The 14,733-nt window shown below is 58.0% G+C and carries 13 protein-coding genes; 9 read left to right on the forward strand and 4 right to left on the reverse strand.

Translation table 11 applies throughout. The annotated features are described in order from the left end of the window. Nucleotides 1-13: 13 nt before the first annotated feature. From serS to NE562_RS09825, 3 genes are all read left to right on the forward strand, one after another. Complete coding sequence (gene serS, locus NE562_RS09815) at nt 14-1,297, forward strand: serine--tRNA ligase (protein WP_280962235.1); 1,284 nt, start codon at nt 14-16, stop codon at nt 1,295-1,297. Between the two features lie 12 nt (nt 1,298-1,309). After that, nucleotides 1,310-1,702: a thioesterase family protein gene (locus tag NE562_RS09820; RefSeq protein ID WP_280962236.1), complete on the forward strand. Its 393-nt coding sequence runs from the start codon at nt 1,310-1,312 to the stop codon at nt 1,700-1,702. 71 nt (nt 1,703-1,773) lie between these two features. Continuing rightward, nucleotides 1,774-2,379, forward strand: a complete 606-nt coding sequence (locus NE562_RS09825) for a DNA-3-methyladenine glycosylase family protein (RefSeq protein ID WP_280962237.1) — start codon at nt 1,774-1,776, stop codon at nt 2,377-2,379. Nucleotides 2,380-2,437: 58 nt separating this feature from the next. Here NE562_RS09825 and NE562_RS09830 read toward each other — a convergent pair whose 3' ends face one another. The 4 genes from NE562_RS09830 to NE562_RS09845 form a co-directional block, all read right to left on the reverse strand. Continuing rightward, entirely contained in the window at nt 2,438-5,143 is a 2,706-nt protein-coding gene (locus tag NE562_RS09830; protein WP_280962238.1) for an EAL domain-containing protein, read from the reverse strand. A 14-nt stretch (nt 5,144-5,157) separates the two neighbouring features. Continuing rightward, nucleotides 5,158-5,679, reverse strand: a complete 522-nt coding sequence (locus tag NE562_RS09835; protein WP_280962239.1) for a GGDEF domain-containing protein — start codon at nt 5,677-5,679, stop codon at nt 5,158-5,160. Beyond that, entirely contained in the window at nt 5,652-6,704 is a 1,053-nt protein-coding gene (locus NE562_RS09840) for a cache domain-containing protein (RefSeq protein ID WP_280962240.1), read from the reverse strand. Before NE562_RS09840 ends, NE562_RS09835 begins: the two co-directional genes overlap by 28 nt. A 150-nt stretch (nt 6,705-6,854) precedes the next feature. Further along, nucleotides 6,855-7,883, reverse strand: a complete 1,029-nt coding sequence (locus NE562_RS09845; protein ID WP_280962241.1) for a LacI family DNA-binding transcriptional regulator — start codon at nt 7,881-7,883, stop codon at nt 6,855-6,857. Nucleotides 7,884-8,255: 372 nt separating this feature from the next. Between NE562_RS09845 and NE562_RS09850 the strand changes: the two genes are divergently transcribed. The 6 genes from NE562_RS09850 to NE562_RS09875 are packed head-to-tail and all read left to right on the forward strand — an operon-like array spanning nt 8,256 to nt 14,575. After that, nucleotides 8,256-9,032, forward strand: coding sequence for an SDR family NAD(P)-dependent oxidoreductase (locus tag NE562_RS09850; protein WP_280962242.1), 777 nt, complete (start codon nt 8,256-8,258; stop codon nt 9,030-9,032). 36 nt (nt 9,033-9,068) lie between these two features. Continuing rightward, the gene (locus NE562_RS09855) at nt 9,069-9,884 is read left to right on the forward strand and encodes a sugar phosphate isomerase/epimerase family protein (RefSeq protein WP_280962243.1); all 816 of its coding nucleotides are present in this window, start codon (nt 9,069-9,071) and stop codon (nt 9,882-9,884) included. A gap of 43 nt (nt 9,885-9,927) precedes the next feature. Beyond that, the gene (locus tag NE562_RS09860; RefSeq protein WP_280962244.1) at nt 9,928-11,421 is read left to right on the forward strand and encodes a sugar ABC transporter ATP-binding protein; all 1,494 of its coding nucleotides are present in this window, start codon (nt 9,928-9,930) and stop codon (nt 11,419-11,421) included. Between the two features lies 1 nt (nt 11,422). Beyond that, complete coding sequence (locus NE562_RS09865) at nt 11,423-12,400, forward strand: ABC transporter permease (protein ID WP_280962245.1); 978 nt, start codon at nt 11,423-11,425, stop codon at nt 12,398-12,400. A gap of 58 nt (nt 12,401-12,458) precedes the next feature. Beyond that, on the forward strand, nt 12,459-13,505 hold the full coding sequence (locus NE562_RS09870) for a sugar ABC transporter substrate-binding protein (RefSeq protein ID WP_280962246.1): 1,047 nt from the start codon (nt 12,459-12,461) through the stop codon (nt 13,503-13,505). A gap of 41 nt (nt 13,506-13,546) precedes the next feature. Beyond that, entirely contained in the window at nt 13,547-14,575 is a 1,029-nt protein-coding gene (locus tag NE562_RS09875; RefSeq protein WP_280962247.1) for a zinc-dependent alcohol dehydrogenase, read from the forward strand. The last annotated feature ends 158 nt before the right edge of the window (nt 14,576-14,733 follow it).

A 14,733-nucleotide genomic window follows, 5' to 3' on the forward strand; every position in this document is an offset into this window, starting at 1 on the left:
GGAGAAGAAAAACATGCTCGATATCAAATTTGTCCGCGCGAATCCGGACGCGGTAAAGGAAAACATCAAAAAGAAGTTTCAGGACGAAAAGCTCGTTCTGGTGGACGAGGTGCTGGAATTTGACGCCAAATACCGCGCGGCGCGCACCCGCGCCGACGAGCTGCGCAGCCAGCGCAACCAGAAATCCAAGCAGATCGGCATGCTGATGGGGCAGGGCAAGAAGGACGAAGCCGAGGCGGTCAAGGCCGAAGTCAAGGCCATGGCCGATGAGATGGAGCAGCTTTCCGAGGATGAGAAGACCTATCAGGAGGAAGTCCGCACCCGTATGATGGTCATTCCGAACATCATCGATCCCTCGGTGCCGATCGGCAAGGACGATTCCGAAAACGTAGAGATCCAAAAGTACGGCGACCCGGTCGTGCCGGACTACGAGATCCCGTACCACGTGGACATCATGGAAAAGCTCGCCGGTATCGATCTGGACGCGGCGCGCCGCACCTCGGGCAACGGCTTCTATTATTTGAAGGGCAACATCGCCCGCCTGCATTCGTCCATTCTGAGCTACGCGCGCGATTTCATGATCGACCGCGGCTTCACCTACTATATCCCGCCCTATATGATCCACGGCGACGTGGTCAAGGGCGTCATGTCCTTCAAGGAAATGGAGAACATGATGTACAAGATCGAGGGCGAGGACCTGTACCTGATCGGCACCTCCGAGCACTCGATGATCGGCAAGTTCATCGACACTATCAACGATGAAGACGATATGCCGCAGACGCTGACCAGCTATTCGCCCTGCTTCCGCAAGGAAGTCGGCGCGCACGGCATCGAGGAGCGCGGCGTTTACCGCATCCACCAGTTTGAAAAGCAGGAAATGGTCGTCGTCTGCAAGCCGGAGGAAAGCCCCCTGTGGTACGAGAAGCTGTGGCAGAACACGGTGGACTTTTTCCGCACGCTGGATGTTCCGGTGCGCACGCTGGAATGCTGCTCGGGCGATCTGGCCGATCTGAAGGTCAAGTCCTGCGACGTGGAGGCGTGGTCGCCGCGCCAAAAGAAGTATTTTGAAGTCGGCTCGTGCTCCAATTTGGGCGACGCGCAGGCGCGCCGTCTGGGCATCCGCATCCGCCCGAAAGAGGGCAAGGAGCTGTACTTTGCCCACACGCTCAATAACACCGTGGTCGCGCCGCCGCGCATGCTGATCGCCTTTTTGGAAAACAACCTGCGTCAGGACGGCTCGGTCGCGATCCCGAAGCCGTTGCAGCCTTACATGGGCGGCATGACAGAGATCAGATAAGGAGTGCTCAATATGGAAATCGGAATCAAGGGCGAGCGCCGCTTTACGGTGACCGAAGCGCAGCTCGCGTCAAATGTTGGCAGCGGCCTTGTCGCGGTGTTCGCCACCCCCATGATGATCGCCGCGATCGAAGGTACGGCGGCGGGCAGCGTTGCGCCTGAACTGGCCGAAGGCAAGACCACGGTCGGCACGCAGATCAACGTCAGCCATGTGGCCGCCACGCCGGAGGGCATGGAAGTGCGTATCGAGACCGAGCTGGTCGAGATCAGCCCGAACGGTAAAATGTTCACCTTTAAGGTCGCGGCCTATGATGAAGCCGGCCTGATCGGCGAGGGCACGCACCAGCGCGCCGTGGTGGACAAGGCGCGGTTCGAGCAAAAGGCGATTGCGAAAAAAGGGGAGTGAGCGCGCCGCTTATTTCCCGGGCAAGGGCGTTGCGTTGATGCAGCGCCCTTTTTTGATAAGGAGGCGGGGAAATGGCTTGTTTTGCATACGGCGAAAAAGAAACGGACTATTTGCGGCGGGCCGATCCGGCGCTCGGCGCGGCGATCGACCGGCTGGGACATATTAACCGGGAGGTCATCGACGATCTGTTTCAGGCGCTCGTCAATTCGATCGCCGGGCAGCAGATCTCGGGCAAGGCGCTTGTGACGATATGGGCCCGCATTTGCGCCGCGTTTGAACCGTTCACGCCGGAGACCGTGCTGCGGGGCGGGGAACAACGGCTGCGCGCCTGCGGCCTGTCGGGCCGCAAGGCGGGTTATATCCTGTCGGCCGCCACGGCGGCGCAAGAGGGCGTGCTGGACCCGCAAGCGATCGCCGCCATGGAGGACGAAGCGATCATCGAGCGCCTGACCGTGCTGCCCGGCGTAGGCAGGTGGACGGCGCAAATGCTGCTCATCTTCTCGCTCCGGCGGCCGGATGTGATGGCCTTTGACGATCTGGGCATCCGCCGCGGCCTGTGCCGCTTGTGCGGCGCTGCCGAGATGACGCGCGAATTGTTTGCGCAATACCGCGCGCGGTTTTCGCCGTACGGCACGGTCGCCAGCCTGTACCTCTGGGCGCTGGCCGCGGAAAAATAAAAATGAGAAGTGCTGCCCGGATTGATTCCGGGCAGCACTTTTTAGGGGAGGGGGCATATTATTTTTGATCCTTTAGAAAGCGGATCAACTGCTCCTGCGACATCGGGCGGGCATAATAAAAACCTTGAATGAAATGCACGCCCGACGCGGAGATGATCGACTGTTCCTCCATCGTTTCCACGCCCTCGGCCACGATGGCGAGAGAATTGATCGCCGCCATCTCGACAATGGAGCGCAGAAGCGCGTGCTGCTTTGGGTTTGTGAGAATCTGCTGGGTGAGCGACCGGTCAATCTTGATGACGTCCACCGGCAGGTTGGAAAGGTAGTTCAGGCTGCTGTAGCCCACGCCGAAATCGTCCAGCGCGATATGGACGCCGGTATTCCGCAGCCGGTCCAGCGTCGCGCAGGCGCGCTCAATGGACTGGATCAGCACGCTTTCCGTGATCTCCAAGGTAATCAGCTTGGGATCAACGCCGGAGGTGCGGATCAGCCTTAGTATATGGTCCGCGCTGTTTCTCACCAACAGCTGCTGCACGGATAGGTTAATGCCCGTGCGTAGCAGGCCCAGCGCCTTGCCCTGCATATGCATAAAACGGCACGCATGGGTGAGCACATAGTCGCCAAGCTGTTCCACCATGCCGCTGCGCTCGGCCAGCGAGATGACCAGTCCGGCGGGGAAATACCCGCCCTTGCCGTTTGGCAGGCGCGTGAGCGCCTCCACGGCGGTGTAGCGCCGGTTTTCCAAATTCATGATCGGCTGGTACCAGATCTCCAGCGTTTTTTCTTCGATGCTGGCCTTGAGCAAACGCAGGATTTCAGCCTCGGTTCGGATCATAGCGTCCAGCTCGTCATGATAGATCATGATATGCTGATTTGATTCCTTGGAAAAGCGCAGCGCGGCTTGGATGCGGTCCAGCAGCACTTCCGGGGTATCCCCGTGCGTGGGATAGCGGCATACCGCGATGCGTACCTGAAGCGCAAACGAGGCGTTGCCGGCTAAGACCGGCTTGGTAAGCAGCTGCTGCAAACGGGATGCAAAGACTTGCTCGCTCTCGTTGGAACGGGAAATGCCTAAAAAGACGTCGCCGTTGATACGATACAGGTATGTGCCAAAGGGACGCGACAGGCGGCGCAGAACCTCGCGCAAGATCTGATCGCCGATATCGGCGCTGAATAACTCGTTATACTGGCTAAACGCGCAAATATCAACACAAAACAGACTGAACTGGCGCTTCTTATCGTAGGAAATGAGCATATTGGCGTCCCGCAGATATTTGGGGCGGTTGCCCACATTGAATACCGGGTCAAAGTAGGCGAGCTGCTCGACCTGCTTGCGGTATTGGTTAAAGGTCTTACTCAGCTCCATCATTTCCAGATCGGTGTATTCCTCGAAAACCACGTTGCTTTGTCCCGCGATCAGCTGCCGGCACTTTTGTGTGAGCATGCGCGCAGGGGACTCTTTGGAACGGTAGGCATAATACGAGCGGATCAGCGTGGCGATGATATCCGCCGCCTGCCCGTTTGGCGGACAGGGCGCGTATTGATAGCGCGCGGTCAAAAAGCTCTTCTCGCCGTTCAGACGGATCTTAAGCAACAATTCAAGCGAAAGCCCTCTGGCGAAATCCTTCCGTTGGCTCTCGTTCATATCCTCGCGCACCGCGATCGCGAAATTACCGGCTTGCAGCCGCCCCGCGAGAAAAGGGCTTTCAATGTATTCGGTCAAACGCCGCGGAATGCTTTGCAGGAAAGCGGCCTCCGCTTCCGGGCCGATCAGTTGGGCCACCTCGTTGTAGCCCTCAAACACGAAATAAAAAAGGACGATCGGCCCGCGCTGCTCGGCAAGGCACCGGTCAAGCGCCGTGGTAAAACCGGCCTGATTGTAAAGGCCGGTCTGCCGGTCGGTCAAAGAAACGTTTTTAAGTTTTTTTGCCTGCGTGCGCAAACGGGATAGGGTATAGCACAGGCCCAACAAAAGAAAAGCGGCCAGCGCGCAGACCAGAATGATCGTCACGCTGTTTTCGCGGCTGATCCAACCGTCCATGGGCTGGATGCTCAGATTCCACTGCGTCGGCAGGTTAAAAGATGTCTTGGCCGCGTGAGAGAAATCGACGCCGCTCCCGGAGGTTGAGACGACCTCCTTGTCGCCGCTTTGCGGATTGACGCGCCAAAGCTCGTAATCGTAGCCCTGCTCGGTCAGATAACGCAGACCCATCTGTTCCAGTACATAGTCGCGGTCAAGGGCGACGCCGACCTCGCCCAGATAAGCGTTATCCGATACAAAGGGCTGTAGGAAAAGAAAGACTTCTTGCTTCGCATCACCGCTCCCGATGGTGATAGGGCCCTCTACAACCAATTCTTTGACCACCTTGGCCAGCGTGTAAGTATAGGAAAAATCCTTTAAATCATGTCCCACCTGATCGCCGTATTGTTCCGCGGGAAGCGCGCTGACCATCGTATCGCCGTCGATCAGGCATACATAGCGGATCTCCTCCCGCGAGAGAAGGGAGCAAGCCGCCTTCTCGAACCACGCGGTATCCTGATCGCCGATGATGCGCGCCGTTTGCGCCAGTGTGTCCGCTTGGTTCAGCGCGCCGCGCATTTGCAGCATGATATTTTCACTGTAATAAAGCAGGATGTTGTCCGCTTCCTGCTGGCGAATCTCCATAAAGCTGCGGCGCATCGTAAGGCCGAATCCGGCTGCCATTGCGATGATCAACAGTGCCGCGAGTAGGAGAGGCAACCGCCGTTCATTCCATTTCTTCATACGCCTCCGCCGTCCTAACGAATTTTATAATAGCCTTTTCCGTTTTCCTTAACGAAATACAGCGCTTCATCCGCCTGCGCGATCACCTGCTCCAACTCCGCGTCCGGGCGGCAAACAGCTACGCCCACGCTGCACTGCACCGGAATGCGCTGGCCGGCCGAACCGATCTCGGAATGCAGGCGGAGCACCAGCTCGTCGAGTACGCTGCGCAGCTCGGCTTCGTCGTCCAGATCGGTCAGCAGCAACACGAATTCGTCGCCGCCGTACCGGCCCACCACGCCGTCGTATTTCTTTTCATATTCGCGCAGGATATAGCCCACGCTTTTCAGCGCGACGTCGCCGCCGCTGTGGCCATAGGTATCGTTGATGTATTTTAGGTTATCCATATCCACAAAGCAAAGGGCGCTTACTCGGTCGGGATCAGCCTTCTTGAGCTGCGCGGAAGCCTGATTAAAGAAAACCGAGCGGGTGACGACGCCGGTCAGACTGTCCGACAGGCCGGTGCTCGTCAGGCGGATGATCTCGTTGAAATCCATGTCATCGGGGCGCTCGTTTTGATAAATCTTTTTTCCAGCTCTTCAACGGAATGCACCAGCACGTCCACGACCTTCATTTGTCCCGCGATATAGTGCCGCAGCAGGAGCATGAGGCCGATGCACAGGATAACGGTCAGACCGCTCACCAGCAGCAGGCTGGGTAAAATGTCCGCGAACACCGTTGCAAGCTTGACCGTGCACAGCACGTCCCAGCCGGTGTTTTCCACGCGCTGATACACGGTATAAGCCGGGCTGCCATCCGTTAAGCTCCAAAAATCGCCGGAAATGGCGGCCAGAAGCTGTTCTTGCAGCTTATCCGAAGTCGTGCCGAACAGATGCGTATCGCGCAGCTCATTCATGATGGGGTCGCCGTAGGGCATGTCCGTGGTGGTGGACATGATCTGGCCCTTGGAACCGATCAGTGTGGCGTCCGATCCGTTGATGCCGGCGGATTGCTCCAAAATATCGACGACTTCGTCGAAATAGATGGAGCAGAACAAGCAGCCCGTGATGTTGCCCTGCGGGGTGCGCAGCGGCACGGCAACGGTGTAGTTGAGCGTTACCCCGTCCGCTCCGGCGGCAAAGCTGTCCGTCACCTGATTTTCACCGGTGGAAAAAAGCTGCTGCATATAGTCGCGGCTGGCAAGGCTGGCCGGCTCGGACCCGTCGGAATAAACGGTGATGTCCGAATCGACATAGCAGATCATCAGATAGCCGAAGTACGGGCTCATCTGATCCAGTTTTTTGACCTTATCGATCGCCGGGACCGCGGGGTCGTAAAATTCCGGCAGGCTGGCGAGCGATTCGAGCAGCGTAATGGATTCCTTCACACGCTGCGAGGTCTGCGCGTGCACGCTGGCAAGCGAAGCCTGCGCGTCCTTTTTCATTTGGCCGGCCGACAGCACCGCACCGCCCGCCAATATAACGGCCAGCGTGAGCAGGCAAAAAATCGCGCTGTAACGCAGCAGCGGGGAGAAGGAGATCGCCCAGCTGTTGTTTTTATTTTTGGGGGTTTTCTTATTCATATTTCGCTCTTTCCTTTGTCTGTATGGGCAAACGAAGACGGGCGAACGCCCGAACGACTTGGCATCTGTGACAAATTAAGTATATCAGCAACAACGCTGTAAAGCAATAAAAAGGAGAGGAAAAAACCGCGTTTTTCCTCTCCTAAAGTATTATTTTGTACGAATAATGAATTGGTTTTTGGCGTTTGGCGCGACCGATTGGCGCTGGATCAATTCTGTGCCGACGGTCGACTTGATAATGTCGCCCGCGCCCTCCTCGATCATTTGGATCAGGCGCTCTGTCGCCAGCCGCGCCATGCCTACAAAATTGGCCCGCACGGTGGTCAAGTAGGGAGTCAAGATGGTGCAGACCTTGGAATCGTCGAACCCGATGATGGAGATATCGTCCGGCACGCGCAGGCCCGCCCGCTGGAACGCCTGAATGGCCGAGACCGCGATGATATCGTTATCCGCAATAAAGGCGGTGGGGATGGTTTCCGAGGTTTTCAGGAAGTATTCGACCTCCTTCTGAATCACCTCGGACTCCTGACTGACCTCGATCACATACTGCGGCTCCAGCGTCAGGCCCAACTCGTTCATGGAGGAGCACACGCAGTTTTTGCGGTCGCGCAGGCAGCCGAACTCAATCGAGCTTTTCAGATAGCCGATCTTGGGGTGGCCGTTGTCCAGCAGACATTTCACCGCCTGATGGACGCCGTAGCTGTTATCGATGTTGATTGTGCTGAGCGGATACTCGGGGAAAAAGCCGTCCAGCACGACGAGCGGCACGGACAGTGAGAAAAAAGCGTCCCGCGGCGGCTGGTAATACTCCGTGCCCAGCAAAATGACGCCGCTGTACGTTTCCGGCGCGGCGGCGAGCAAAATATCGTCCAGCGTGCGCGGCGTGGCGTTGGCCACGGAAAAGGTAAAGCGCTTTTCCAGACAGACCGACTCGATCCCCGCGAGGATGGAGGACATCGTATCATCCCCGCGCGCGGCAAGGTAGTCCGTGCTTTTATAATATACAAACAGGATACGGCCCTGACTCGCCTTGCTGTCCTTGATGCTGTAGCCGTTTTCAATGAGCGTGTCGCGGATCTTTTGCCGCAGTTCGCTGCGCACGCCGGGCTTGTTGTTCAGCACCACGGATACGGTGGACGGCGCCACGCCCAAGGATTCTGCAATTTGCCGGATGGTCACAAGATCTCCTCCTACCTGATACAGATCAGCCTGAATCGGTTAATCTTACCAATCTATTATAGTATAAAATTTTCTTCCGCGCAACGGCAAGCCGGGGACAATGGGCTATCGGCTTGGCAACGGTTGTTTGTTGTTTTCAGTATATCCTGTTTCTGCCTGTTTGTCAAAACAAAATTAATTTGTTTTTATAATGTTTTGTATATTGTTCCGATTATGAAGTGATTTTCTTGTTAAATACGACAAAGTTGTTTTGTTGACATCGATTTTTTTTTGATTTATAATGCATATATCGAAAACAAATCAAAACATAAAACAAAATTAAAGCCAAACAAGTTCGCGTTTGTTCGCGGATCGAAAGGGAAGGTGCGGAACATGAAGTTACAGGGAAAAATCGCAATGGTGACCGGCGCGGCGCAGGGAATCGGGAAAGGCGTGGCCTTGGAGTACGCGAAAAACGGCTGTGATCTGGCGATCCTCGACATCAACGGAGAACGGCTGGCCGAAACGGCGGAAGCGATCCGCGCGCTCGGCAGGGACTGCCTGACAGCCATAGGCGATGTATCGAATAGCGAGACCGTTCAGGGCTTCGTATCCTCCGCCGTCGACCATTTCGGCCGGATCGATATTCTGACGCACGCGGCCGGTATCCTGCGTTCGTGCGCGATCGTCGATCAGGAGGAAAAGGATTGGGACGCGGTGATCGCGGTCAATTTGCGCAGCACCTTCTTGTTCAGCAAATATGTGGGCAGGCAGATGAAGGCGCAGCGCGCGGGCGCAATGGTGCTGATCGACTCGTGCGCCTCCAAAACAGCCGAAGCGTTCAACGCCGTCTACTGCGCATCCAAGGCGGGCGTGCGGCTGTTGGCGCAGTCGCTGGCGCTGGAGCTTGCCGAATACGGCGTGCGCGTCAACTCCATCGCGCCCGGCACCATCAACACCGATATGATCCAGCGCTGCCTGACCGACCGCGCGCCGCTGTACGGCCTCACCTTTGAAGAATACTTAAAGGAATTCAACGAAGCCACGCCGCTGAAGCGTATGGGCGAGCCCGAGGAGATCGGCAAGCTGTGCGTATTCCTCGCCAGCGAGGATTCCGCGTTCATCACCGGCTCCTCCTTCAATATTTCGGGCGGGCGCGAGTGCCACTGACACACGGTAAACCGGTATGAAGGGAGTAAGGACCGTATGGCATATCAAATCGGCATCGTCGAATGGGCTTTTCCGTTTCCCGGCCCGCATGGGCTGAAAATCGCCGAAGAGCTTGGCCTCGATGGCATGGAGCTGGATTTCGGCGATTATGAGACCGGCTTTCCGCTGTCCAACCCGCGCATACAGCAGGCCTATCTGGAATGCGGCGAAAAGTATCACATCGCCTTTCCCTCGATGGCGCTCAACGCGCTCAACGCGCACGGCATGTCGCATGACCGCGACAGCTTCGAGGGCCTGATCGCGATCGAGACCATCCGCGCCGGCCTGAAAGCCGCGCACGATATGGGCATTCCGGTGGTGCAGCTGCCCAGCTTCGACAGCGGCGATATCCGCACCGAGCGGGATTTTTACAACACCTGCGAAAAAATGCGTCTGGCCTGCGATCTGGCCGAAAGTCTGGATCTGACGATCGCGGCGGAAAACGTACTGAGCGTGGAGCACACCAAAAAGCTGTTGCGGGAAGTAAACAGCCCGCGCCTGAAGATCATGTACGACACGCAAAACTACTATCTGGACCGCGGCTATTCGCAGATGGATATCCTGTGCGGCCTGCAAAAGCACATCGTACAGATCCATATCAAGGACGGCTATAACGGCACTATTTCGTCCGCCCTGCTGGGCCGGGGCGACGTGGGCTTTGCCGAGACCGCGGCGGCCATCAAGCGAGCGGGCTGCACCGAGTGGCTGCTGCTGGAAAACTATTATAACAAAAAGCCGCTCAGCCTGCTGGACAGCGACCCGTTTACGCTGTTATCCAGAGATATCAAGACCGTTCGCGCCCTGTTCTCCTGACCGGAGAAGAAACGGGCGGCAAAGGGAGGGGAGGAGTCTCCGCATGAATCAACCGCTTTTGGAAATGACTGCGATCAATAAGCACTATCCCGGCGTACACGCGCTCAAAGACGTGGATTTTACATTGGAACCCGGCGAGGTCTGCGCCATACTCGGTGAAAACGGCGCGGGCAAGTCGACGCTGATGAACGTGCTCGGCGGCGTTGTGCCGCATGATACGGGCGCGATCACGCTGAACGGCAAAACGGTCGCCATACGCGGCACCAAGGACGCCGAAAGGCTGGGCATCGCCTTTATCCATCAGGAGCTTTCCCTGTTCCCGAAGATGGATATCGCCTCCAACATTTTCATTCAGGACATCCCCGCGTGCGGCGGTTTTCTGCGCACACGCAAGCTGAAAAGCGATACCGAAGCCATACTCAAGCGTGTGCGGCTGGACCACTGCCGCCCGGAGCAGCTGGTGGGCGACCTGAAGATCGGCGAGCAGCAGCTTGTCGAGATCGGGCGCACGCTGACGCGCGGCATCAAAATTTTGATTTTGGACGAACCAACCTCGTCCCTGACCTCGTCCGAGGTGGATATTTTATTTCAGATTGTGCGCGAGCTCAAGGAGCAGGGCACGGCGGTCGTATTCATCACGCACCATATGGATGAGATCTATGAAATCTGCGACACGCTGATGATCATGCGGGACGGCGAGCGCATTCTAAAATGCGGCGTGCACGAGATATCCCGCACCGAGGTCGTCGGCAAAATGCTCGGCCATACGGCCGAAGAGCAGTACAGCCACCCGGCCCGCAGGTATGGGAAAGAGGTGCTGTCCGTCAAAGGGCTGACGCGGCGCGGCAAGCTGCGCGATATCAACTTTACCGTGCGGCAAGGGGAGATGGTGGGCCTGTACGGTCTGCTCGGCTCGGGCCGCACCGAGGTGCTGCGCAGCATTTTCGGTCTGGACAAATACGACGCGGGCGAGATCGCAATAAACGGCGACGCGGCGGCCGTTCGCGACCCGCGCGAAGCCATCCGCCGGGGCGTTGCCATGGTAACCGAGGACCGGCATCTGGAAGGTCTGGTTTTAGACGAATCTGTAAAATTCAATATGACGCTGGCCAATTTAAAGGCGATCAAGGGCGCGGTCTTTGTCGATCCGAAAAAAGAGCTTTCGATCAGCCAAAAGGGCGTAACGGATCTGGGGGTCAAAACGCCGTCGGTCGCGCGGGCGGTCAAGTATCTGTCCGGCGGCAATCAGCAAAAGGTGGTGCTCGCCAAATGGCTGGCGACCGCGCCAAAGCTGATGCTGCTCGACGAGCCGACGCGCGGCATCGATATCGGCGCCAAGCAGGAGATCTACGCGATCGTCGAGCGGCTGCTCGCGCAGGGCGTGGCGGTCGTCATGGTGTCCTCCGAGGTGCCCGAGGTGCTCGGCACCTGCGACCGGGTGATCGTGCTGAAAAACGGCGAGCAGGTGTGCGAGCTGCAAAACGACAGTTCTTTGCAGCCCGCCGCGCTTCTCGAAGCGGCCATGGGAGGGGAATGATATGAGTAAACGCGCGAAAACGCCGGGCGGCACGCAGAGCCGGCCGGTGCAGATCGGCCTGAAATACGGCATTTATTTGTTATTTCTGTTCGTTATTTTGCTGCTGGCGATTACCTGTCCCAGCTTCCGCACCATGGCGAACGCATCCAACGTCTTTTTGCAGGTCACGACCTATGCGGTGCTCGGCATCGGCATGACGTTCGTCATCATGACGGGCGGCATCGACGTATCGATCGGCGGCATCATGGTGTGCTGCGGCAGCGTGTATTCCATTCTGGCGCAAAGCGGCGTGTCCGAGCCGCTGGCGATCGGGGCCATGTTCGTGATCGCGCTGCTGGTCGGCACGGTAAACGGCGTATCGGTCGCATATCTGGGCATGCCCGCGTTTTTGGCCACGCTGGCCACGCAGTGCATGTGCCGGGGCATGTCGCTCGTGCTAACGGGCGGCGTATCCTTCCGCAAGCTTGGCGCGAGCTTTACCTTTTTCGGCAAAACCAAGCTGCTCGGCGTACCGATCCAGATCTGGGTCATCGTCGTTCTGTTTCTGCTCGGCTACCTGCTGCTGCACAAGACCGTGTACGGCAGGGAGCTGACCGCTGTTGGCGGCAACCTGAACGCGGCGCGCGTGTCCGGCATCAACGATAAGCTGATTACCTGCAGCGCCTATATTCTCATGGGCCTGATCAGCGGCATCGCGGGCTATCTGAACATGGCGCGTCTGGGCAGCTATTACGCCGCCATGGGCGACGGTATTGAATTCATGGTCATCGCGGCGGTCGTGATCGGCGGCACCAGCATGGTCGGCGGCTCGGGCAGCATGATCGGCACGCTGGTCGGCACGCTGCTGATCGGCGTGATCAACAACGCGCTGAATCTATTCTCTGTCGCGGCGGAGTGGCAGAACGTGGCCAAGGGCTTCATTATCTTTTTGGCCGTGCTGTTCGATGCGGTCAAAAACCGCATGAAGCAGGCCGATTAACCCCTTATGTATGCGGGCATAGGGCCCGATACACATAAAACAGGAGGAGGAAAAATAAATGAAAAAGAGCATTCTTCGGCGAGGCAGTCTGTTCCTGACGGCGACGATGCTGCTGGGCGTGCTGGCGGGCTGCGGTTCCACCCCCGCGCCGGCCGACGGCGGGGACGCGGCAAACGCCCCGGCGGGCGATACCGGCGGCGAAAAGAAATCCATGGCGATCATGATGCACTCGGTAGCGGATGAATTTATCTACTCGGTCGGCAAGAAGGCGCAGGAATACGCCGAATCCGAAGGGTACGAGGTAAGCTTTTACAACGCGGATAACGAAGCGGACACACAGGCCTCGCAGATCAACGATGTGATCGCGGCGGGCGTGGACTGCATCGTGCTCGCCCCGGTCGACGCGGACGCAATGGCCGATTCCGTCACCGCGATCAACGAGGCGAACATCCCGGTCACGCTGATCGATCGAACGGTCACCGAGGGCAAGTTTGTTTCCGTCAACCAAGCGGATAACGTGCAGTGCGGCTATCAGGGCGCTACCGCGCTGGTCGATCAGGCCAAGGAGCAGGGGATCGACATCAAGGATTTGAAGGTGCTTGAGCTGATGGGCGATCAGGCCAGCACCTCGGGTTTGGAGCGTTCGCAGGGCTTCCAGCAGGCGGCGAAGGAACTGGGCTTTACCATCGTTTCCTCCCTGCCCACCTACTGGCAGTCGGATACGGCGTATAACGATACGCTCGACGCGTTTCAGGCCGACCCGAATATCAACGCGATCTACTGCGCGTCGGACGGCGTTATGGCGGATTCCGTCATCAACGCGCTCGATCAGATGCAGCTGCTGAAAAAGAAGGGCGAGGATGGACACATCATCATCACCACCGTGGACGGCACGCCCGGCGTGATCGACTACATCAAGGACGGCTATATCGACGCGGCCTGCGCGCAGCCCGCGTTCCAGATGGCGACCGACGCGGTCGATTATCTGGGCAAGGCGCTCGACGGCACGGAGAAGATGGACGGCTGCTTTAACAACGCGCTCGCGCCGGTGATCATCACCACCGAGAACGCGGACAGCTCCGAGCTTTGGGGCAATAACGTTTAAAAGCCGGATGGAGAAAGCGAGGCGCATGCATTTTGGCAAATATGTTGGCGGCAGTGTTCAAGGGAAACGGCGTGCTTGAGCTCGAACAGGTACCGGTACCGCAGGTGCGGGAAAAACGCGACGTACTGCTCAAAATACGCGCCGCTAGCATTTGCGGCAGCGATTTGCACGGACTGAGCGTGCCGCCGGGGCAGCATATCGATCCCGGCGTGATCATGGGGCACGAGTTTTGCGGCACCGTGGAAGCGGTGGGCGAGGGCGTTACCGAGTACCGCCCCGGCGACGAGGTCGCCGTCAATCCCTGCCTGCCGTGCGGCGCGTGCTGGGAATGTAAGCACGGCTTCCGTAACCTGTGCGCGCACCCGCATCACTACGGCCAAACCTGCGACGGCGGCTTTGCCCAGTACGCGGTGGTGGACGCGGGCCAGCTTTACCGCCTGCCGGAGGGCGTGGACCCGGCTGAAGCCGCCCAGACCGAACCGCTCGCCTGTGTGATGAGCGGCATGAAAACAATAAAACCCCTGCCGACCGAGCGCGTGCTGCTGTACGGCGCCGGGCCGATCGGACTGACCTTTATCAAAGTGCTGAGGATATTCGGGGTGCGGCAGCTCGCCGTCGTGGCGAAGGGAGAAAAACGCATCGAACAGGCCCTTCGCTGCGGCGCGGATGTCGTGATCGATTCGCAGCGCGAACAGGTGCGGGACGCGCTAATGCGCCACTGGGACACGCTGGCCGACGTTGTGATCGACGCGGTGGGCACGGGCGCGATCCTGACCGAGGCCGTGCGTCTGCTGAACAGCCGGGGGCGTCTGCTGCTCTTCGGCCTTAACCACAACGCAATAGGCGAAGTGCCGCCCGCCGTTTTTACGCAAAAAGAATTGCAAATGATGGGCGTTTTGAGCAAATCCTTTCCGGAGGCGCTCGCCCTGTTGGGCGACGAGCGGCTGCGGCTGACCGATCTGATCTCGCACCGGTTGCCCTTGGCGGAGATCGAACGCGCCTTCTCGCTTTTGCGGGCAAAGGAGGCCTCGCGGGTCATACTGTACCCGAACGGCGGCCTTCCCACATAACCAATCGACCTCTTCTTCTCTTCCTCTTTCCCTCTGAAAGCAGAGGGGCGATAAAAGACGCGCTGCGTATTGCAGCGCGTCTTTTCAGACTGTCAAAAAACAAATTTTGACAGTCTGTCGATCGAAACAAAGCCCCATTTCGATCGAGAATTCCGGCT

The sequence above is a fragment of the Butyricicoccus faecihominis genome, from assembly GCF_024462775.1.
Classification (GTDB): Bacteria; Bacillota; Clostridia; order Oscillospirales; family Butyricicoccaceae; genus Agathobaculum; species Agathobaculum faecihominis_A.